Annotated in this window: 20 protein-coding genes (1 of these 20 only partly in view); 8 read left to right on the top strand and 12 right to left on the bottom strand. The window is 66.0% G+C overall.

The window, feature by feature from the left end:
* Positions 1–880 carry the 3' portion of an MFS transporter gene (locus tag R9J51_RS02385; protein ID WP_218843528.1) on the top strand. It extends 389 nt beyond the left edge of the window, so 880 of the gene's 1,269 nt are visible here — the last part of the coding sequence; its start codon lies beyond the left edge, outside the window; its stop codon occupies positions 878–880.
* 46 nt (positions 881–926) lie between these two features.
* Here the strand turns inward: R9J51_RS02385 and R9J51_RS02380 are convergent, their stop codons facing one another.
* The 3 genes from R9J51_RS02380 to R9J51_RS02370 all read right to left on the bottom strand — a co-directional run bounded on the left by R9J51_RS02380 (position 927) and on the right by R9J51_RS02370 (position 5,211).
* The gene (locus R9J51_RS02380) at positions 927–3,242 is read right to left on the bottom strand and encodes a CDC48 family AAA ATPase (protein ID WP_179505768.1); all 2,316 of its coding nucleotides are present in this window, start codon (positions 3,240–3,242) and stop codon (positions 927–929) included.
* Between the two features lie 327 nt (positions 3,243–3,569).
* Positions 3,570–4,331: a class I SAM-dependent methyltransferase gene (locus tag R9J51_RS02375; RefSeq protein WP_179505767.1), complete on the bottom strand. Its 762-nt coding sequence runs from the start codon at positions 4,329–4,331 to the stop codon at positions 3,570–3,572.
* 100 nt (positions 4,332–4,431) lie between these two features.
* Positions 4,432–5,211 carry a universal stress protein gene (locus R9J51_RS02370; protein WP_168556137.1) on the bottom strand — a complete coding sequence of 260 codons (780 nt, stop codon included), beginning with the start codon at positions 5,209–5,211 and terminating at the stop codon, positions 4,432–4,434.
* Positions 5,212–5,318: 107 nt separating this feature from the next.
* Here R9J51_RS02370 and R9J51_RS02365 point away from each other — a divergent pair, with 107 nt between their 5' ends.
* Both R9J51_RS02365 and R9J51_RS02360 read left to right on the top strand, forming a co-directional pair.
* Positions 5,319–6,002, top strand: coding sequence for a glutathione S-transferase family protein (locus tag R9J51_RS02365; protein WP_179505766.1), 684 nt, complete (start codon positions 5,319–5,321; stop codon positions 6,000–6,002).
* A 133-nt stretch (positions 6,003–6,135) separates the two neighbouring features.
* Complete coding sequence (locus R9J51_RS02360) at positions 6,136–6,399, top strand: hypothetical protein (protein WP_179505765.1); 264 nt, start codon at positions 6,136–6,138, stop codon at positions 6,397–6,399.
* A gap of 14 nt (positions 6,400–6,413) precedes the next feature.
* Here R9J51_RS02360 and R9J51_RS02355 read toward each other — a convergent pair whose 3' ends face one another.
* From R9J51_RS02355 to R9J51_RS02345, 3 genes are all read right to left on the bottom strand, one after another.
* Positions 6,414–6,836, bottom strand: a complete 423-nt coding sequence (locus R9J51_RS02355; protein ID WP_179505764.1) for a DUF983 domain-containing protein — start codon at positions 6,834–6,836, stop codon at positions 6,414–6,416.
* A gap of 65 nt (positions 6,837–6,901) precedes the next feature.
* The gene (locus R9J51_RS02350) at positions 6,902–8,695 is read right to left on the bottom strand and encodes a bifunctional metallophosphatase/5'-nucleotidase (protein WP_179505763.1); all 1,794 of its coding nucleotides are present in this window, start codon (positions 8,693–8,695) and stop codon (positions 6,902–6,904) included.
* An 86-nt stretch (positions 8,696–8,781) separates the two neighbouring features.
* Entirely contained in the window at positions 8,782–9,252 is a 471-nt protein-coding gene (locus tag R9J51_RS02345; protein WP_218843705.1) for a thermonuclease family protein, read from the bottom strand.
* Positions 9,253–9,408: 156 nt separating this feature from the next.
* Between R9J51_RS02345 and R9J51_RS02340 the strand changes: the two genes are divergently transcribed.
* The gene (locus R9J51_RS02340) at positions 9,409–9,585 is read left to right on the top strand and encodes a hypothetical protein (protein ID WP_168556142.1); all 177 of its coding nucleotides are present in this window, start codon (positions 9,409–9,411) and stop codon (positions 9,583–9,585) included.
* Positions 9,586–9,859: 274 nt separating this feature from the next.
* Here the strand turns inward: R9J51_RS02340 and R9J51_RS02335 are convergent, their stop codons facing one another.
* The 3 genes from R9J51_RS02335 to R9J51_RS02325 form a co-directional block, all read right to left on the bottom strand.
* The gene (locus tag R9J51_RS02335) at positions 9,860–10,447 is read right to left on the bottom strand and encodes a Smr/MutS family protein (RefSeq protein WP_179505761.1); all 588 of its coding nucleotides are present in this window, start codon (positions 10,445–10,447) and stop codon (positions 9,860–9,862) included.
* Positions 10,444–11,547, bottom strand: coding sequence for an MltA domain-containing protein (mltA, locus tag R9J51_RS02330; protein WP_179506625.1), 1,104 nt, complete (start codon positions 11,545–11,547; stop codon positions 10,444–10,446). Before mltA ends, R9J51_RS02335 begins: the two co-directional genes overlap by 4 nt.
* A 156-nt stretch (positions 11,548–11,703) precedes the next feature.
* Entirely contained in the window at positions 11,704–12,384 is a 681-nt protein-coding gene (locus R9J51_RS02325; RefSeq protein ID WP_179506624.1) for a Tim44/TimA family putative adaptor protein, read from the bottom strand.
* A gap of 345 nt (positions 12,385–12,729) precedes the next feature.
* On the opposite strand from R9J51_RS02325, the gene secB reads away from it, so the two are divergent.
* From secB to R9J51_RS02305, 4 genes are all read left to right on the top strand, one after another.
* Positions 12,730–13,257, top strand: a complete 528-nt coding sequence (gene secB, locus R9J51_RS02320) for a protein-export chaperone SecB (protein WP_168556144.1) — start codon at positions 12,730–12,732, stop codon at positions 13,255–13,257.
* Between the two features lie 50 nt (positions 13,258–13,307).
* A complete protein-coding gene (murJ, locus tag R9J51_RS02315) occupies positions 13,308–14,894 on the top strand; it encodes a murein biosynthesis integral membrane protein MurJ (protein WP_179505760.1) in 1,587 nt (528 codons plus the stop codon).
* Between the two features lie 13 nt (positions 14,895–14,907).
* Positions 14,908–15,924 (top strand): tryptophan--tRNA ligase, encoded by a 1,017-nt coding sequence (gene trpS / locus R9J51_RS02310; RefSeq protein ID WP_168556146.1) that lies wholly within the window; start codon positions 14,908–14,910, stop codon positions 15,922–15,924.
* 209 nt (positions 15,925–16,133) lie between these two features.
* A complete protein-coding gene (locus R9J51_RS02305; RefSeq protein ID WP_168556147.1) occupies positions 16,134–16,799 on the top strand; it encodes a DUF4136 domain-containing protein in 666 nt (221 codons plus the stop codon).
* 67 nt (positions 16,800–16,866) lie between these two features.
* On the opposite strand, the gene R9J51_RS02300 is transcribed toward R9J51_RS02305, so the two are convergent.
* From R9J51_RS02300 to R9J51_RS02290, 3 genes are all read right to left on the bottom strand, one after another.
* A complete protein-coding gene (locus tag R9J51_RS02300; protein ID WP_168556148.1) occupies positions 16,867–17,715 on the bottom strand; it encodes a metallophosphoesterase family protein in 849 nt (282 codons plus the stop codon).
* Between the two features lie 56 nt (positions 17,716–17,771).
* Positions 17,772–18,623 (bottom strand): diacylglycerol kinase family protein, encoded by an 852-nt coding sequence (locus R9J51_RS02295; RefSeq protein ID WP_179505759.1) that lies wholly within the window; start codon positions 18,621–18,623, stop codon positions 17,772–17,774.
* An 85-nt stretch (positions 18,624–18,708) separates the two neighbouring features.
* Positions 18,709–18,981, bottom strand: a complete 273-nt coding sequence (locus tag R9J51_RS02290; RefSeq protein ID WP_246866113.1) for a hypothetical protein — start codon at positions 18,979–18,981, stop codon at positions 18,709–18,711.
* Positions 18,982–19,166: the final 185 nt, after the last annotated feature.

The following is a 19,166-nucleotide window of genomic DNA, read 5'->3' as shown; positions in this document are numbered from 1 at the left end:
GCGTGGGTTTTATGCCCCGGCGATGAATGCCCTGGCCCCCGCGCTGGTGCCGCCCGAAATCTTGCCGCGGGCCATTGCCGTGAGCGCCATTGCCGGGCGTATCGGCGGCATCGTGGGCCCGGTGCTGGGCGGCTTTGCCTATGGCCTTGCGCCCGAGGCAGCCTATGGCCTGACCCTGGCGTTGTTGCTGGCTGCTTTGCTGGCACAACTCGCCATCGGCCCGCATGGCGCCAACCGCCGCGTGGTGGAAGGCAAGCCCCTGGCCCACATCATCGAAGGGCTGCGCTATGTGACGCGCAACCGAATACTGCTGGGCGCCATCAGCCTGGACCTGTTCGCAGTGTTGCTGGGCGGCGCGACGGCGATGCTGCCTGTCTATGCACGCGATATCCTGCATGTCGGCCCGACCGGACTGGGCCTTTTGCGCTCGGCTTCGTCCGTGGGTGCGGTATCGACCGCGCTGTGGTTATCCTGGCGGCCGGTGGACGACCGCGTCGGGCCAAAGATGCTGGCGGCGGTGGCCTTGTTCGGTGTGGCTTCCGCCGTGTTCGGCGTGTCACGCTGGTTGCCGCTATCGCTGGCGATGCTGGCATTGGCCGGCGCGGCCGACATGATTTCGGTCTATGTGCGGCAGACCCTGGTCCAGGTGGTGACGCCAGACGCCATGCGGGGGCGGGTGGGGGCAACGTCGGCCCTGTTCATCACCGCCTCTAACGAACTGGGCGAAATGGAAAGCGGCTTGATGGGCGCGCTGATGGGGCCGGTGGGATCGGTGGTGTTTGGCGGCGTGAGCGCCGTAGCCGTCGCGCTGGCATGGGGACGGCTGTTTCCAGAATTGCGACGCGTGCAGCGCTTCGAGGAAGTGGTCGCGCGCGACTGAACGAGCAAGGCCCCCCTTTCGCGCTGAAAGAGGGGCCTGCTTGTTCTCAACCGTGCTTGGATTCTCGGGTGGACTGCACCATGCCCGGCGCGAGGAAGCCGATGGTGGGGCTCGGCTCCACGGCGCGCTTCTTCAACTCACCTTTCATCCGCGCATATTCCGCTTCCATTTCCTCGGTCACGGTGGCGCGCGAATCTGCCAGCGCATCACCAAAATCTGCGGCGGTGACCGATTGCACGCTGCCCCCGGCGCGACGGATCGCGTTGAGGCCAGCCCTGCGGACCACATCCTCGAGATCGGCGCCGGTAAAGCGTTCCGTCTGCCGGGCCACGTCCGTCAGGTCCACATCGGGCGCGAGCGGCATTTGGCTGGTGTGGATCTTGAGGATATGGGCACGCCCTTCCTGGCTGGGCGTGCCGACATAGACGAGTTCGTCAAAGCGCCCGGGCCGCAACAATGCGGGATCGACGAGGTTGGGACGGTTGGTGGCGCCGATCAGCACCACCGATTGCAGTTCTTCCAATCCGTCCATTTCGGCCAGGATGGTATTGACCACGCGGGCGGTCACCTGCGGCTCGCCCACGCCGGTTCCACGGGCCGGCACCAGGCTGTCGATTTCGTCGATGAAGATCACGCATGGCGCCACCTGGCGTGCGCGGGCGAACAGACGCGCGATCTGCTGCTCGCTTTCGCCATACCATTTGCTGAGCAGGTCGGATGACTTGATCGCGATGAAGTTGGCTTCCGCCTCTTTCGCCACGGCCTTGGCCAAAAGCGTCTTGCCGGTGCCTGGCGGGCCATAGAGCAGGAAGCCCTTGGCCGGCCTAATGCCCAGACGATGAAACGCCTCGGGTGTTTTCAGCGGCAGTTCCACGCCTTCCTTGAGCAATGCCTGCGCGCTATCGAGCCCGCCGACATCGGACCAACTGGTGGTGGGCGCTTGCACCATCACCTCGCGCATGGCCGACGGCTGCACGCGCTTGAGCGCTTCGAGGAAATCGTCGCGCACCACGCGCAGGTTGTCGAGCACTTCGGGCGGGATCGTCTGGCGTTCGAAATCCAGGCGCGGCATGATCCGGCGCACGGCTTCGATTGCGGCCTCGCGCGCCAGGGCAGCGAGGTCTGCACCCACGAAGCCGTGGGTGGTACGGGCCAGTTCGCGCAAATCGACGTCTTCGGCCAGCGGCATGCCGCGGGTGTGGATGCCGAGGATTTCGCGACGCCCCGGTTCATCCGGTACGCCCACGACGATTTCACGGTCGAAGCGGCCCGGGCGGCGCAGTGCCTCGTCCAGCGCGTCGGGGCGGTTGGTCGCCGCGATGACCACCAGGTTGGAGCGGCTGTGCAACCCGTCCATCAAGGTAAGCAACTGGGCGACCAGGCGCTTTTCGGCTTCGCCGGAAACCTGGCTGCGCTTGGGTGCGATCGAATCGATCTCGTCGATGAAAATGATCGAGGGGGCGTTCTGGGTCGCTTCCTCGAACACTTCGCGCAGGCGCTTTTCGCTCTCGCCATAGGCCGAGCCCATGATTTCCGGGCCGTTGATGGTGAAGAAGCTGGCGTCGCTTTCATTCGCCACAGCGCGCGCCAGGCGCGTCTTGCCGGTGCCCGGCGGGCCATGCAGCAACACGCCCTTGGGCGGATCGACGCCAAGGCGGGTGAACAGTTCGGGATAGCGCAGCGGTAGTTCGACCATCTCGCGCAACTGGCGGATGGTATCGCCCATGCCGCCAACGTCGTCATAGTTGACGTCGGCGCGGCTGCTGCGCGGCTCCTCGTACTCGGCGCGCAGCTCCACCTCGGTGGATTCGTCGATGTGCACCACGCCCTTGGGCACGGTGGAAACCACGGTCAGGCGGATCTGCGTCAGCGCGAAGGCCGGCGCATTGAGCATCTGGCGCAACTGGGGCGGCATATCCCCGCGGTTGACCTGCTGCTGTCCTGCGGTGGCGACGAGATCGCCGGTGAGCAGCGGGCGGCCGGCGAAATTGCGCTTCAGCGCGGCGGCCGGCCCTTGCAGGCGCAGATCGCGCTGCGCCGGGGCAAAGACCACGCGCTGGGCCACGCGCGATTCGATGCGGCGCACTTCGACGTGGTCGCCCGAGCCGACATCGGCATTGGCGCGCTGCAGCCCATCGAGCCGGATCAGTTCCAGCCCTTCATCTTCCGGATAGGGCAGCATTGCGCGAGCGGCGGTGCTGCGCTTGCCGATGATTTCGATAACGTCGCCTTCGGTCACGCCCAGGCGGCCCATCACCGCGCGGCTGATGCGCGCGATGCCGTGGCCTGATTCCTCTTGCCTGGCGCCTGCGACCTGAAGGCGGGCGATGCGATTGTCGCCCAATGTTGCTGCCTCTGCCATTGCCCTGTTTCACCCTTGGGGGTTTGCGGATCGGGGCAGACCTGCCCCGCTTGCACACTAGCTAGGATCGCGTGCCACGGTTTTCAAACGCAAGGCGGTGGCTTTGGTTCTTCCGCCGCTGCGACCGCGATAGTGCGAGGCTTTGCCGGGGGTGGCAAGCGACACGCAAAGCCAGGGCAAAAAAAGGGCCCGACCGTTGTCGGCCAGGCCTTGGAAGTTTTGGGAGAGGATGCCTGAAAGGCAGTTTTTGTATGCCTTGCATGCCTAATTTGTGCAAATGCGAAAGACGGAATATGAATTGCGTTTAACGCAACTGCCTATGGAAAGTCAGGCTGGCCGGCGGAATCGCAAAGCAAAGCGATCGGTCTTTCCGCGCAACGCCGGATCGAAAACGATTGCAGTGTGGGGATCATCATTGCGTTGCAAAACAGCGCTTTCGCTGTCCAGCACAAACCCTGCGGCGAGCATATCGGCCTTGACCTGGGCTGGGTCGATCCGATGCAGCGTATCAGCGACGGTCGCGGGTTGGCCTGCGAGGCCGACGTGATCGACGATCACCACCGTGCCGCCCGGGCGCAGCGCGGCAAACCAGTTGGCCAGCGTAGCGGCAACCGGGCGCGCCGGGGTGCTGCCGCCGTGGGCCGCAGGCAGATAGAGATCGTGAAATTCGAGATGGGCGAAAATCGCATCGAGGCTGGCGGGCGCAAGGGCCATGGCCGCAGGTGAGGCGGCGAGCACCAGCACATTGGTGTGGGCCTTGGCCACCACATCAAGCGTACCTGGTTTCAGATAGGCGGGGTTCGCCAAGGCATAGACGCGGCCCTTGGGCCCGACCACATCGGCGATCAATTCGGAATAATAGCCGCCACCGGCACCCCAGTCAGCGACCACCTGGCCAGGCTTGAAACCGGCAAAAGCGAGAATTTCTGCCGGTTTGCGGCTTTCGTCCAAGGCGCGGTTGGCCGCGCTGCGCGCGGGATCGGCCAAGGCGTGGGCAATGGTCGCCGCCGGTGTTGGCGCGGCGTGGGCGGCCGTACCGGCCATGGCCAGGAAAACGGCGGAAAAGGGCAGGAACAGGCGGCGTCGCATCGGCAATCACTCCCAGGTCAGGCGGCAGCCCCTGTGCCCCGCCTGGGATGTGATCATGCCAGAGCCAAGTTTGCGGGCAAGGACTTACCCGATGCGGCGTTCAATGCGCCAGCAGCAACGGCAGGCTGGAATTGTCGAGCATCGCGCGCGATACGCCGCCCAGCAGCAATTCGCGCAGCCGGCTGCGCCCGAACAGGCCCATCACGATCAGGCCGGCGCCCAGTCGGCGTGCAGTCTCGACCAAGGTGGCAGCGATCGGCCCGCTGGCGGGGATGGCGTGGGTTTCGGCATGGATGCCGTGGCGCGAAAGATAGGCCGCGGCATCGATCGCTGGCAGGGCGTCGGGCTTTTCCTCCACCGCCACGAGATGTACCGCACTGGCGCGGACCAACAGCGGCAGGGCAGCGCGCAGGGCATGGGCCGCCTCGATCCCGCCGTCCCAAGCAATCATTACCGGCCCGGTAAAGTCGGTCAGCGGGGCGCCCTTGGGCACGGCAAGGACCGGGCTGCGCACGCCCAGCACCAGTTCCTCGACCAGGGGATCAGCGAGGCTGGTGACCACCACATCGGCAAAGCGTGCACCGGCATAAGCGGCGGGAATCGGCGCCTGGGCGGTTTGCGCCACGTCGAACGGCACGTCCTGCCCGGCAAGGCGGGTGTCGACCTTTTGCGCCAGCACGGTGTCTTCCTGGCGGACCTGTTCGATCACTTCGGCCGTCAGCGCGGCGCCGCCGAACGGCTCCCAAACCGCGAGTTCGGCAAAGGGGCTGGCGATTTGCACGCTGACGTGGCCATCGGTGGCGCGGGCCAGGGCAAGGGCGGTTTCGAGGCGGTCATCCAAGGTCTTGGCGCCGTCGATCGGGCAGAGAATGGAGCGCATGGGGATCCTCCTTCTTCCAACAATGATCGCATTGTGGCACCCACGCAGAAGAAAGCCATGACCTGGATCAATGGTTGGCGGAAACGCAAAAAATAGGCGGCTCGACGATGACTTATACCCTTATCACCGCCAACCGGAACTATTCGAGCTGGTCGCTGCGGCCGTGGCTGCTGATGAAGGCGTTGGGCCTGGATTTCGTCGATCGCGTCGAACCCTTTGCCAAGCCGGTCAACTATGACGCGTTCCGCGCCTTTTCGCCCACGGGCCAGGTGCCGGTGCTGATCGATGGCGACACCACGATCTGGGATTCCCTGGGCATCGCGCTCTATCTGGCCGATCGCCATTCCGGCGTCTGGCCGGCCGACGATGCGGCGCGCGCCTTTGCGCAAAGCGCGGTGTGCGAAATGCATGGCGGCTTTTCCGCGCTGCGCAACGATTGCACGATGAACGTGGGCGTGCGCGTTCAGCCGGTGCCGATGCGGGCGGCATTGCTGCGCGACGTTGCGCGCTTGCATGAGCTGTTCGAGCAGGGACTGGACCGGTTTGGCGGACCATGGCTGGCCGGTGGGGCGTTCAGCCTGCTCGACGCGTTCTTTGCGCCCGTGGCCTTTCGCATCCGCACCTATGGTCTCGATGTCGGGCGTGGCCAGGCTTGGGTAGACCATGTGCTGGCCCAACCGGCGATGGTGGAATGGGAGCGCCAGGCCCTGGCGGAAACCTGGCGCGAGGAAAGTCACGAAGCCGAACTGGCTGCAGCGGGCATGATCACGGCCGATTATCGGCAGGGGTGAGATATCCCGCACCACCAGCCGCTTGATTGCGCAGGCCCACGATGAAAGGATGCCGCTCTGGCGGGCAGTGCGCTCCGCTCTGAAGGGGGCAGCAATGCGGCAGGGGGCTTGGCTTTTTGGGGCGGCGTTGGCGTTGACGCTGGCTGGTGGTGTGGCCCAGGGCGCGGGCCAGCCTGCCCCGCCATCGGCGGAGGACCATTCCGGCCTGACGCGTGAGCGATTTAGGCGCAATTGCCTGATGTGCCACAACCGCGCCGCGCCTGAAGGGATCGCGCCCGAGATCATGGCGGGCCTCTATCCCGAACCGGGCAAGGCGCCGCGCGAGATGATGCCGGGCTTGGTATGTTGGCGGCGCTGCACCGCGTGCCGCCTGCCCGACCGGCCGGCGGGGCATTGAGCGCGGTTTAGGCCCTAATCGGCATCTGGCTTGTCGGGTCGTTCTTCCAGCTTGGCCCACAGCCCTTCGGTGCCAGCCTCCGTGGCACGATTCATATATTGCGAGGCCACCAGCCAGCCCTTGAACGGGCGCAGCGAACCCAGGCAGCCGATGGCGAGGATCGGCACCGAAGTAAGCAGGTGCACCCACCATGGCGGGCTGTAAGCGACTTCCAGCCAGACCGCGAAAAAGGTGAGCGGAAAGGCTGTCAGGCACAGGGCAAAGAAGGCCGGGCCATCGTCTGCGCGGGCAAAGCCCAGGTCGAGACCGCAAGCCGGGCAACGGTGCGCCAGCTTGAGCCAGCCGGCAAACATGCTGGCTTTGCCGCAGCGCGGGCAAAGCCCTTTCCACCCGCAATGCGCAATCCATCGGAACTTAGGGTTAGCCAGCAGCGCCATCAACAGGTCCTCTCTCACCCGACGGTAGGGGCCAGGCGATGGCGCTGCAACCTTGCCGTGCGTGATCAGTGCGCGATGACGTTGATCCGCTCTTCCATCGGCACCTGGCGCACCGGCACGGCGCCGATCCAGGCCTGCAGGGCATCAAGATCGGTCATGCCCACCACGGCATCGGGCTTGTCGGCGAGGAAGGTGAACGTGTCGCCACCCTGGGCCAGGAAGTTGTTGACGGTCACGCGGTATTTCGCGTCTGCCGTCACGGGCCTGCCATCGACCAGCAGCCTGGTCACGCGGCTGCCCACCGGGCGGGTTAGATCGGCAGTGAAGCGCACGTTGGCCGATGCAGCCAGGCCCTGGTTCGGTCCCTGCTCGTCCAACCCCTGTTCCAGCACGGCCTTGAGCTGGGCGCCGGTCAGCGTTTCCGTGATCAGCACGTTGCTGAACGGCTGCACGCGATAGATGTCACCAAACGTCACCGTGCCGTCGGCCGCCGGGACCAGGTCGGTGCGGATGCCGAACCGGTTCATCAGCGCCAATTGCGCACCGGCGCCGCGCGTGGCCGCCAGTTGCGAATCGGCGATGAGGTTGCCCAGCGGCCCGCCGATGGGCAGCGCGGGATTGTCGCCGCGCAGTGCCGGCCCCGACAGCCGGCCCACGGGCCTGCTGGAATAGACCTTGGCCGCATCGACATAGCGCTGCACATAGCTGGCCACGTCCGGCCGCGGGGTGAAGATCGGGAAGCGATCGTCGTGCGGGATCAGCCGCGTGGACGATTGATAGGGATCGGATTGCACGATCACGTTGTGCGCCTGGGCAGAAAGCACCTTGTGCGTCGCCGGATCGATCTGCAGCGCGATGTCGGTGACCATTTCGCCATAGAGCCCGGCGCTGGTAAGTAGCAGCGGATGCGCGCTGCCGGCCGCCGGAAACTGGCAGATATAGGACGCATGGGTGTGGCCCGAAATGATCAGGTCCACGCCGGGATCTAGCCGCTTGATGATGTCGAGAATGGCGCCAGACATGCCATCGCAGCCTTGCGGATCGGGAGCGCCCTGCTGCTTGCCGCCTTCGTGGATCAGCACCACGATGGCGTCGGCGCCCTGCGCCTTGAGCGCGGGGACTGCGGCATTGATCGTGGCGGCTTCATCTTCGAACGTCAGCCCGGCAATGCCCCCCGGACTGACCAGCGTGGGCGTGGTCCGCGTGGTCAGCCCGATCACGCCCACGGTTACCTTGTCGGGCCCGGTGCCAAAGGTTTTCAGGCCAGTAGCGGGGAACAGCGTGTGGCCGTCCTTGTCCACCGTGCTGGCCGCCAGATAGCGGAAGCTCGCGCCTGGAAAGGGTTCGAGCTGGCAGGGTTTGTGCGCGGTGAACTGGGCGCAGCCGCCGTTCTGCATGCGCAGCAATTCGTCGCGGCCGCGATCGAATTCGTGGTTGCCCACGGCGTTGAAATCCACCCCGATGCGATTCATCACCCCGATCGAAGGCTCGTCGAGATAGAGCGAGGAGGCCACCTGGCTGGCGCTGATCATGTCGCCGGCCGAAAGCGTGAGGTGATTGGGATAGTGCCCGCGCACCGCATCGACGGCCGAGGCGAGCCAGGCCGCGCCGCCCGCCGGCACTTGGGCCGTTCCGCCATGGCCATCGGGGACCAGCACCGATTGGTGCGGCGGTTCAAGCTGGCCGTGAAAATCGTTGAATGCGGCAATGCCGACAGTGACCAGGTGCGGCGCTGGCGGCGCCGTGGGGGCCTGGGCAAGGTGCGTTGGCTGGGCGGCGCAGGCGGCAAGGGCAAGCAGGGCAGGAAGAATTGCGCCGCGTCTTGCAACACGCGGAAACAATGGAAAAAGCGGCTTCATCGGCAGGGCGGCTTTCGTCAGCGGAAGGTGCCCGCCCATAGCCTGTTGCGGTTACATCGAAAAGGCAGCCGGCAACGATACCGGTTTCATCTGCACCAATTTCCGCGGCGGCCCTGCCAGTGTTCGGCCAGGCCCTCTGCCTCGAGCGTGGCGCCCAGGCTTTGCCCCTGGCGCACCACCACGCGCAAGGCGCGGCCATAGCGATCGACCGGGCGGCCTTGGGTGACGAGCGAGAAATGCCCGGCGTTGAGCAATTGCGTGAGACGCTGGGTGGCCTTGGCCCCGAGTTGGGCTTCCTGCGGGCAGCCGGGATGGCTCACTTCCGGGGCATTGATATCGGCGATGCGAATCTTGGTGCCCTGGTACCAGAACGTGTCACCATCGACCACGCAGGTCACCCGCTTGTCCGCGCCGCATAGGGCAAAGCGCGCCGCTTCATCATCCACGCGGGGCATGGCCGTCTCGGCTGGCATGGCAAACGGCGTGGGGGCAGCAATTGTGGGAGCAGCGGCGCAGAGCAGCAGGGCGGCGGCCGAAGCGGTGACGAGCGGAGGCATGGGGCGTTTCATGGGGGGATCATGAACCCGTGATTGTGCCGTAACGAAGGCCGGATACTACTTATAGTACAGGCGCTTAGTGGCATTGCGGATAAGATTGTGGTGCAGTGCAGCACTGCAAGGATCGTGTTAACACAATCGATCCAAAATGGAAGAATGTTTGGGCCCCGACTCACCACGATCTTTGCCAGCCGGTGGAAAGCGCTGTGGTGGGCTGCGGCTGTGTTGTTCCTGGCCTGGCAATTGACGCCGGCGCCGGACGATGACGATGGTGCTGAGGCTACGGCAAGCGCGCCTGCCAGCAGCAATCCCTGGGCCAAATCGAGCGGCTAATCGCGCCACGGCCGAATGATGGGATAAGCACCGCCTCGATCACGCGAGCAAGGTGACCGCAGCCAAGCGGCTCGGCATGGCAGACATAATTTGCCTGGCACGGCATACAGCGCGGCCATCAGAGAGGGTGCGGTGGGAAGGGTACTCCGCGCGTCCGTTGGCGACGGGCAATGGGGTGCGCTGGGGGACACGCGGAGCATCCTCGTTGTCCCTTGCCGCCGAGAGGGAGGCAATTCGCACCGTATCTTAGGTTAAATACGTAGCGCGAGCAGGCTCAGCGAGGACGGCGCAAAACGATATAGACAGCGCCGGCGCCGCCGTGCCGCGGCTGGGCCGGGCGCACCGCGGCGATGCGATCGGCATAGGGGCTGGCGGCCAGCCAATCGAGCAGCTTGGCGCGAATGGCCCCGCGCCGCTCGCCACGCAGATCGTGATCGCCATGCGGACGCGGCTTGCCGGTAACGAGCAGGATCACCCGCGCGCCGATGGCAAGCGCCTGGGCAAGGCTGGCCAGCAAGCGCCCGTGTGCCAGATCCAGGTTGAGCCCGTGCAGGTCGATCGCCACGTCGGGCGACACCGTGCCACGCGCCAGCTTGCGGTCCCAACTGGCATCGAGCCCTTGCCCACTCGCCTGCAAGGGACGCGCAACCGGCACTGGCGGTGGCGGCGCCGGGCGCGGCGGCGGCACACGACCCTTGACCTTGCGCGCCGGCGTGGCAGGGGTCGGATCGACCGGGGCAGGCATGGCTACGGGCGCGACGGCGCGGGCACGCGGGGCGGGGTGCAAGGGGGTCACGGTGTCGGCAACCTTGCGCCACAGCGCCATTTCCTCGGCGCTCAGACCACGGGGCGTGCGCCTCATAGGCCGAGCCGGGCCAGCGCGCCTTTGGGCAGCAGCACCAGCGCCTGGCCACGCGCGCTCATCCCGCCCGCGGTAAGGCGGGCATCGGCGCCCGCGCCCCAGAAACTGTCGAACCGGTTGGGGCCCTTGATCGCCCCGCCGGTATCTTGCGCCACCCACAGCCCGCTGACGTTGGGGCGATCGACCTGGAGCCATACCGGTGCCCCCAGCGGCACGAAGGCCGGATCCGCCGCCACGGTGGTGCGCGGGCTGACAGGCACGCCCATGGCGCCCACGGCGCTGGGCTGGGGGTTTTCTCGAAAGAACACGTAGCTGCGGTTCTGCCGCATCAGCGCGTCGCCCTCGGCCGGGTGATCGTGGATGTAGCGCAGGATGCCCTGCATCGATCCGGGATACTGGCCGGGCCCGGTGCCGATCAATCCCTGCTGGGCCATGATCGTGCCGATGCCGGTGTAATCCCAGCCGTTGACCGCGCCGTAACCCAGGCGGATCACGCTGCCATCGGGTGCGCGCAACCGGCCAGAGCCCTGGACCTGGAGGAAGAACAGTTCGGCCGGATCGGCCACCCAGGCGATTTCCAGCCCCTTGCCGGCGAGCGCGCCGTCCTCGATCTGCCCACGATCGAAGTAGGGCACGAAATGCCCGGTTTCATCATAGCGGCCCAGCGGCTGGCGGCCATCGGGCAGCGGCGTGGCGTCGCCAGGCCGGGCGCGGACCAGATCGGTGGGTACACCATAGACCGGCACATCGAACCCTGGCTGGTGCGTGCGCACGCCGGCAATCTCCGGCTCGAAATAGCCGGTCACGAAGGTGCTGCCGTCACCGACGCGTGCGGTTTCGAAATAGCCGTCGAAAAAGGTTGTGGCCGATTCGCGGGGCCAAGTGCGTGCGGCCGCACAAGCCAAGGACCAGTCCTGCGGCTGGGTCAGCCCGCTGCCATCGGCGCGGCGAACAAGGCCCGGGCATGACAGAATGAACGCGTTAAGTGCAGCCCCGGCATTGCCCGGCGCCATGCCCAGCGCAGAAGGGGCCGGTCCGCGCGCCAATCCCGCGGTGAGTGCGCTGGCGGTGGCCGCTGGCGGGCGCGTGGTTGGCGGCATGCCGGGCCTGCCGGGCGGCGTGGTGGTAGGCACGCAGGCAGCCAGCAGCGAAAGGGCCAGTGCAAGACCGGCCCTTTGTGCAAGCAGACGAGAAGAGTGGGGGAGACCGGCGCTGGCCACGGGATCATTGGCCAAACCGGTCAGCCCTTGCAGGCTTCAGGCTTCATCGGTTTCGTCGAGAAGCCAGTCTGGATCACGCGAAGTGAGATCGCGCGAGAACGTCCACAAGTCGCGGCTTTCGATCGCATCGTTGAGCGAACCGGCCACGACCTGGCCCTGCGCGTTGCGGGTAACCGTGGCGATGTCCGCCACGAAGCGCACGCTGACGCGGGCAGTGGTGCCCACCAGTTCGGCCGTGATGATGCGCGCTTCTTCGATGCGGATCAGGCGCGCATCGAGCGTTTCGCCCGCTGCCTCGCGCGCATTGAGCGCGTCGGCAAAGCCGGCATAAACATCGGCATCGCACAGCGCCTTGAGTTCTTGGCGATTGCCGCGCCAGAATGCATCGAGCACCATGCCATAGGCGCTTTTGGCGCCGGCCATGAACAGGCCCACGTCGAAGCGGCGATCGGCGGCGATGATCGCGCGGATGCCCGGTTCGGCCGCAGGGTCGAAATCACGGGTTTCCGGTGCGGGGGGCGCCAGGCGATTGGCCGGGGCAGCGATCGTTTCGGGCAGGCGCGGCGCCATCGGGCGGGGCGCACCCTGCGGATCGGGTTGTTCGATGCGGCGGCGGACCGGCTCTTCGTTCTGCTCGGGGCGACGGCCCAGAACCGAATAGAGCCTCAGGCCCAGGAAGGCCGCGATCATGGCCAGGATGACGATCTCAACAATCACACGCACATGTCCCGCAAAGGTAGCTCTGGGTGCCGATCCACGTTTTCGCAGCTCGGCTCGCTGCCGGTTGATCGTGCCTTAAGTAGGTACGAATTACAAATGAACAACGCGTGGACGGCACAATGGCGGATTCCCGCGTCGTGACGTTACCGTTGGTGCAAATTCGTGCCACACCGGGTAATTCCCCCGGCGGCTGCCGGTTCCCGTCCTTTCGGGCAAAGACGCGCAAGGCGGCCGCTGGCGCGGCGCCATCCAGTCGGTTGCCGGGCGTTGCGCACAATGCTAGGCGCCGGGCACGTTTACACGGCGCCGCCGCGCGCCCCACCCGAACGAAAGCATGCGACCATGGCCGACGAAGGCAACATCATCAGCAATCTCTCTCTCGATGGCGTCGAAGGCGTGCCCGCCAATGGCGAAGACACCTCGCCCGCGATCGGCCTGATTTCGCAATATATCAAGGACCTGTCGGTCGAAAATCCCAACGCGCCGGAAAGCTATCAGTGGACCGAGGCGCCCGAAATCCATGTCGATTTCAATATCGCGGCGCGCGCGCTGGCACCCGAAGTCCACGAGATCGAACTGAAGATCAACGTCACGTCCAAGGGCGCGCAGGGCACTGCGTTCATCGTCGAGCTGGCCTATGGCGCGCTGATCGGCATGCGCAACGTGACCGAGGAACAGGCCCATCCGTTCCTGTTTGCCGAAGGCCCGCGCCTTGTCTTCCCGTTTGCCCGCCGCATCGTTGCCGATGCCGTGCGTGACGCCGGTTATCCGCCGCTGCTGCTCGATCCGATCGACTTCAATGGCCTTTACCTGGCCCAGTTGGCACAGGCGCAGCAGACCGCCACGGCCGAACCGGCCGGCCACGCCTGATCGGTTTGGCCTGATTCGCCGATTCGCACCGGTCGCCTGAAGGACACCGCATGAACCTCCTCAAGGCGACCGGGACGATCGGCGGCCTCACTTTGGCCAGCCGCGTGCTGGGCTTGGTGCGCGACAGCCTGTTTGCCCGCTACGTGGGCGCGGGCTTTGCCTCCGACGCATTCCTGATCGCGTTCCGGTTGCCCAACATGTTCCGGGCGCTGTTTGCCGAAGGGGCGTTCTCTTCGGCGTTCATCCCGATGTTCAACAAGAAGGTGGGCGATCCGCAAGGGCAGGGCCTGCCCGATGGCCTGCGCTTTGCCGAAGAGGCACTGGCGGTGCTGCTGCCCGCGTTGATCGTGATGACGGTCGCGCTCGAAGTGCTGGCCTGGCCGGTCACGCTGCTGCTTTCGGGTGGGTTCAACGGCGTTTCGCCCGAACAGTTCGCCTTTGCGGTTTCGCTGTCGCGGCTGACGATCCCCTATCTCATGCTGATCAGCCTGGTTTCGCTGTTTGGCGGGATTCTCAATTCGCTGCACAAGTTCTGGGTCAACGCCGCCGCCCCGATCCTGCTCAACCTGACGCTGATCGCGGCGCTGCTGGGCTTCCATAGCGCCGATCCGCTGGCAACGGCGCGGATCCAGTCGATCGCGGTTTCGGTTTCGGGCGCGCTGCAACTGGGCTGGTTGGCCTGGGCGTGCCGGCAGAATGGGGTAAGCCTCAAGCTGCGGCGCCCGCGTCTCAATCCCGAAGTGAAGAAGCTGATCGGCCTGATCTGGCCTGCCGCCGCCGGGGCCGGCGCGGTGCAGATCAACCTGGTCATTTCCACGGCGCTGGCCGCCAAGCTGCTTGCCCACGGCAGCGTCACCTATATCTACATGGCCGATCGGCTGAACCAGTTGCCGCTGGGCCTGATCGGCATCGGGCTCGGCACCGTGCTGCTGCCCACGATCTCGCGCCAATTGGGCGCGGGGGAAGATGCCGCCGCGCAGGACACGCAGAATCGCGGCATGGAACTGGCGCTCTTGCTGACGCTGCCCGCCACCATGGCGCTGGTGCTGTGCGGGGAACCGATTGCCGCCGCGCTGTTCGGCTATGGCCGCTATACTGCGGCCGACACGCATTTTACCGCGCAGGCCCTGGCGGCGTTTTCCATCGGCCTGCCGAGCTATATCCTGGTCAAAGTGCTCACGCCCGGTTTCTACGCGCGGCATGATACCAAGACGCCGGTGCGCTATGCCACGATCTCGATGGTGGTGAACCTGGTGGGCAACCTGGTGCTGATCGTACCGCTGCAGCACATGGGGCCGCCGCTTGCCACCGCCATCGCTTCGACGGTCAATGTCGCCATGCTCTATCGCACACTGCGCAAGCGCGGGCATTTCACCCCCGATGCCCAATTGAAGCGCCGGGCCCCGCGCCTGGCGCTGGCCGCTCTGGCCATGGGCCTGGTGCTGTGGGCCGGGCAGGGGCTGTTGACGCCCTATGTTCACGGCACCTGGGCGCTGCGCATCGCCGCACTGGCCGCGCTGGTCAGCGTTGGAATCGTGGTCTATGGCCTCGCCACCCTCGTCATGGGGGCGTTCACGCGCGAAGACCTCGCGCTGCTCACCCGCCGCCGCAGGGCGGCACCCGCCAACAAATCGTAAGGCAAGACGTTTCATGCGTATCGTTTCCGGCATTCAGCCCACCGGCAATCTTCACCTTGGCAATTACCTGGGTGCGATCCGCAACTGGGTGGCGATGCAGGACGAGTGGACCGCCAAAGGCGCCACCTGCCTCTATTTCCTGGCAGACCTCCACGCCATCTCGATGCCGCATGAACCCGCCCAGCTTGCCGCCAACACGCGCGAGATGGTGGCGGCGCTGGTGTCCTGCGGGATCGATCCGGATCGTTCGATCCTGTTCAACCAGGCGCAAGTGCCGGCCCATGCGGAACTGCAATGGCTGCTCAACGGCACGGCGCGGATGGGCTGGCTGAACCGCATGACGCAGTGGAAGGACAAGGCCGGCAAGAACCGCGAAGGTGCCTCGGTGGCGCTGTTCACTTATCCCGTGCTCCAGGCGGCCGACGTGTTGCTCTATCAGGCCACACACGTGCCGGTGGGCGAGGACCAGAAGCAGCACCTGGAACTGGCGCGCGACATCGCGCAGAAGTTCAACAACGACTTCGCCAGCGAAGATGCGCCGGTGTTCACCCAGCCCGATCCGATCATCCCGCCCGAAGCGGCGCGCATCATGAGCCTGCGCGATGGCAGCGCCAAGATGAGCAAGTCCGATCCTTCGGACATGAGCCGGATCAACCTGGTGGATGATGCCGATACCATCATGCAGAAAGTGAAGAAGGCCAAGACCGATCCCGAGCCGCTGCCGAGCGAGGCGGCCGGCCTGGAAGGGCGGCCCGAGGCGCGCAACCTCGTGGGCATCTATGCGACGATGGCGGGCACCGATGTGGCGGGCGTGCTGGCGCAGTTCGGCGGGCAGGGCTTTGGCCAGTTCAAGCCGGCACTGGGCGATCTGCTGGTGAGCAAGCTGGCGCCGATGGCCGCGCGCTATCGCGAATTGCGCGAAGACCGCGCGGCGCTGGATGCGATCCTGGCGCGCGGCGCGGAAAAGGCGCGAAGCCTTGCCGTGCCCACGCTGAACGCGGCCTATGCCGCATTGGGCCTGGTGCGTTGAGCGCCGCCTACACGCGATGATGACCGGCAAAAGGGCGCTCCGGCAAGGGGCGCCCTTTTGTGCAAGCGCCTTGGATTGCGGAGCATTTCGGCGCCTCGTGCGTTATCATTCAAGCTCCATTCAGCCCCTCGCAGGCATCATTTCGTCGTGCTAACACACGACCGGCGCCGGGGATTGGGGACACCGGTGCGCATGAGGAGTCGAAATAAATGACCAAGATGCTTCGGGCCGGCCGACTTGCCCTGCTGGCTGCTCCCCTTCTCCTGGCACTCTCGGGCTGTGCGACCAGCTTCGATGCCAAGGTTTCCCGTTTCCAGCGCGAACTGCCGGCTCCGGCCGGGCAGACCTTTGCCGTGGTCGCCGAAGACCCACGTGACAATGGCGGCCTGGAATTCTCGCAATATGCCAGCCTGGTGTCGGCCAAGATGGCCAGCCTGGGCTATGTTCCGGGTGATCCGCAGACCTCTGACCTCGTGGTCAAGTTCAATTACGGCGTCGATCGCGGGCGCGAGCACGTGCGCTCCACCGGCATGGCCGATCCGTTCTGGGGGCCGTGGTATGGCCCCGGCTTCTATGGCCGGCCCTATGGCGGCTTCTGGGGCCGGCGTGGCTGGGGCTATGGCTGGTACGATCCGTTCTGGGGCGCCGGTTATGGCGGCGTGGACGTGGTGACCGTCTACACCAGCGGCATCGACCTGAAGATCGAGCGCCGGGCCGATGGCAAGCGCGTGTTCGAAGGCAAGGCTGAAGCGGCCTCCACCTCCAACCGCCTGCCCTATCTGGTGCCCAACCTGGTCGATGCGATGTTCACCGATTTCCCCGGCCACAACGGGGAAACCGTGCGCATCTCGGTGGCGCCCGAAAAGAAGAAGTAATCCGGCCTGCTTGGCTTGCAAAAAGGCCCTCGCCCTTGTCGGGCGGGGGCTTTTTTCATGGCTTGGCTCAATGCACCGGCGGATCGACTTCGGGTACGGCAGCGATCGGGGCGACCGGTTCGCCGGGCTGGCGCGGGGGCAGCGCGTTTTCGGGCACATCCTCGATCTGCATCGCCGGCGTCGGCACGGCGTCGAGGTTGCGCACGGTGACATTTATATCGCCATTGCCCAGCACGAGATCGTTGAAGCTGGGCGGGGTGGAGCGCGTGCGCAGCGAGAGCGTGCCGGCGCCGATCATCCGCACCGGGCCATGCGGCGTGGGGCGGATAAGGTCGAATGCGTCATGCACATGGCCCGACAGCACGGCCAGGACATTGCGCCGCGCAAGCTCGGCCAGGGCGGCATTGCCGTGGCGGGTCATGGCGTTGCCGCGCGTGCCGGCTTCGACCAGGGGATGGTGGCAGGCCACCAAGGCACGGGTGCCCGGGGGCAGGGCGTCGATCCGGGCGAGGCAATCGGCCAGCGCTTTGCGCCCCACATGGCCCTTGGACCAGTTGAAGCGCCACTGCGCCCGCGCCGTGGTCTTGAGCGGCACGATTGCCACGCCCGGGAGATCGAGCGGCCGCTCCACCAGGTGTTCGATGGCGCGGAAACGCCGATAAGGATCGAAGAACCGTTCGACCGGGTTGAAATAGGGCAAGTCGTGGTTGCCCACTTCCACCGTGACCGGCACGTCCAATCCCTGGATCCAGCGGCATGCGGCAGCAAATTCGCGGTGCCGCGCGCGCATCGTCAGGTCGCCGGTGATGGCCACGGCATCGGGGCGTTCGCGCGCCACGCAATCGACCAGCCATGCCAGGGCACGGGGATCTTCCAGTCCGAAGTGAATGTCGCTGATGTGAAAGATGCGGGTCATGCCGGGCCAATTCCTTGGGGATGCGCGCTGCGCTTTCCCCTCAGGCGCTTGCGCGGTCAAGAGGGCGCCACCGCGCTGGCCAGGAATTCGACCGGCAGGGTTATGCAGCGGAACTCTTCCTGCGTGGCGCCGTCGCGGCGTTCGCCATCGATCATCAGAGCGATCGGCTCGCGGCTGGTGCAGACCACGGCGTCGGCCTGGCCCAGTTCTTCGTGCGGACCCTGGCGGAAATCGCGCTTTACCAGCATGGAAACACCATGGGCCGCCAAGTCTGCCCAATCCTGCGCATCATAGCCATCGAGTGTGAGCGTGCCGTCATCGGCATCCATGCGCACCGCACGATAGCCTTCCGGCTTGCCCAATGGCGGCTCGCTGACGCTGACGGCAGCACCGCCCGCAGTGCTGCGCACCGCTTCGCCCAAGGCGCTGGCAATGCTCGACAAGTCCATGTCGCGCACGCCTTCACGCACGTCGGCCCACGTCGCGCCAGGGCCGGCGAGCACTTCGACCAGCGCGTCGCCGGCCGACGTCTTGACGGCGCTGCGGCGCGTGCGGCGCAATTCGCCACGGCCCAGGCGCGCGGCAATAGCGGGGGCATCGGCATCGCCATGCAGCGCCTTGGCCAGCAGGTTTTGCGTGCCACCCGGCAGCACCAGCACCGCGCCTTCCCACCCGTGCAGCAGCGCAACTTGCGCGTTGACGGTGCCATCGCCGGTGAAGATTGCCAGCGTGGCAACGTTGGCAGCTTCCAGCGCAGCGCGGGTGGGCAGTTCATCGGCCGGCAGGCGCAGCACCCGCGTGGGCGCGTGGCCGCCTTCGGCCAAGGCGGCGGTAAGCGCGGCAACCGCCGCTTCGGAATTGCTGCCGCTGGCCGGATTGACGACGAGCCAAAGGGGAATGGTGGTCATGCGCGAAAGGTCCTCCCCCGGGCCAATGCGCGGGGGTGTTGGCGGTTCCCGCCAGCAGAACCGCAACCAAGCCCCCGATCCGGGATCAGACCCGGCCCGACAGGATGAGCCAGGCGGAAAAACCGTTCATCATGCTGTAGACGCCATAGCCGATCGCCCCCCAGGCCCAGCCTTGTGCGGCGAGCAGCATGCCGGCCACCAGCATCAGGTATTCGATCAGCAGCGAGAAGCGACGGTTCATCGCCTTTAGCATGGGCGGCATCTGCCGCATCAGCGGGTGGTTGCACGCCATCACCGCGCGGTTGAGCGCGAAGTTGACGATGCCCAGCACAAAGATGACTGCCACTGCCATGAGCATGTCATAGTGCGCCTTTCTTGCCGCCGGGCAAAGGGTTTGCTGCGCATTGATGCGCAGCCATCGACGAATCGAGCACGCGGCGCGCGTGGTTCGTCGGGCGGTGGCGATGTCGAAATGTGTCGTCCGCCGATGCGGCATGGCGGTTCGTCGGGGACAGGCGGCGCTGGTCGGCGTGGGGCCGTGCC

It is taken from the genome of Novosphingobium rhizosphaerae, from assembly GCF_050920675.1.
GTDB classification, from domain to species: domain Bacteria; phylum Pseudomonadota; class Alphaproteobacteria; order Sphingomonadales; family Sphingomonadaceae; genus Novosphingobium; species Novosphingobium rhizosphaerae.
Note: the sequence above shows the minus strand (reverse complement) of the source record. Positions and strands in the feature narration are given on the sequence as shown.

What these genes read in the sequence shown, in the direction of transcription:
- R9J51_RS02340 (WP_168556142.1), top strand. Translation starts at nt 9,409, where the DNA reads ATGTTTGGGCCCCGACTCACCACGATCTTTGCCAGCCGGTGGAAAGCG.
- R9J51_RS02300 (WP_168556148.1), bottom strand. Translation starts at nt 17,715, where the DNA reads ATGACCCGCATCTTTCACATCAGCGACATTCACTTCGGACTGGAAGAT.
- R9J51_RS02370 (WP_168556137.1), bottom strand. Translation starts at nt 5,211, where the DNA reads ATGCGCTCCATTCTCTGCCCGATCGACGGCGCCAAGACCTTGGATGAC.
- R9J51_RS02335 (WP_179505761.1), bottom strand. Translation starts at nt 10,447, where the DNA reads ATGAGGCGCACGCCCCGTGGTCTGAGCGCCGAGGAAATGGCGCTGTGG.
- R9J51_RS02350 (WP_179505763.1), bottom strand. Translation starts at nt 8,695, where the DNA reads ATGAAGCCGCTTTTTCCATTGTTTCCGCGTGTTGCAAGACGCGGCGCA.
- murJ (WP_179505760.1), top strand. Translation starts at nt 13,308, where the DNA reads ATGAACCTCCTCAAGGCGACCGGGACGATCGGCGGCCTCACTTTGGCC.
- R9J51_RS02365 (WP_179505766.1), top strand. Translation starts at nt 5,319, where the DNA reads ATGACTTATACCCTTATCACCGCCAACCGGAACTATTCGAGCTGGTCG.
- R9J51_RS02290 (WP_246866113.1), bottom strand. Translation starts at nt 18,981, where the DNA reads ATGCTCATGGCAGTGGCAGTCATCTTTGTGCTGGGCATCGTCAACTTC.
- R9J51_RS02355 (WP_179505764.1), bottom strand. Translation starts at nt 6,836, where the DNA reads ATGGCGCTGCTGGCTAACCCTAAGTTCCGATGGATTGCGCATTGCGGG.
- secB (WP_168556144.1), top strand. Translation starts at nt 12,730, where the DNA reads ATGGCCGACGAAGGCAACATCATCAGCAATCTCTCTCTCGATGGCGTC.
- R9J51_RS02305 (WP_168556147.1), top strand. Translation starts at nt 16,134, where the DNA reads ATGACCAAGATGCTTCGGGCCGGCCGACTTGCCCTGCTGGCTGCTCCC.
- R9J51_RS02345 (WP_218843705.1), bottom strand. Translation starts at nt 9,252, where the DNA reads ATGCCTCCGCTCGTCACCGCTTCGGCCGCCGCCCTGCTGCTCTGCGCC.
- R9J51_RS02295 (WP_179505759.1), bottom strand. Translation starts at nt 18,623, where the DNA reads ATGACCACCATTCCCCTTTGGCTCGTCGTCAATCCGGCCAGCGGCAGC.
- mltA (WP_179506625.1), bottom strand. Translation starts at nt 11,547, where the DNA reads ATGCCGCCAACCACGCGCCCGCCAGCGGCCACCGCCAGCGCACTCACC.
- R9J51_RS02375 (WP_179505767.1), bottom strand. Translation starts at nt 4,331, where the DNA reads ATGCGACGCCGCCTGTTCCTGCCCTTTTCCGCCGTTTTCCTGGCCATG.
- R9J51_RS02380 (WP_179505768.1), bottom strand. Translation starts at nt 3,242, where the DNA reads ATGGCAGAGGCAGCAACATTGGGCGACAATCGCATCGCCCGCCTTCAG.
- trpS (WP_168556146.1), top strand. Translation starts at nt 14,908, where the DNA reads ATGCGTATCGTTTCCGGCATTCAGCCCACCGGCAATCTTCACCTTGGC.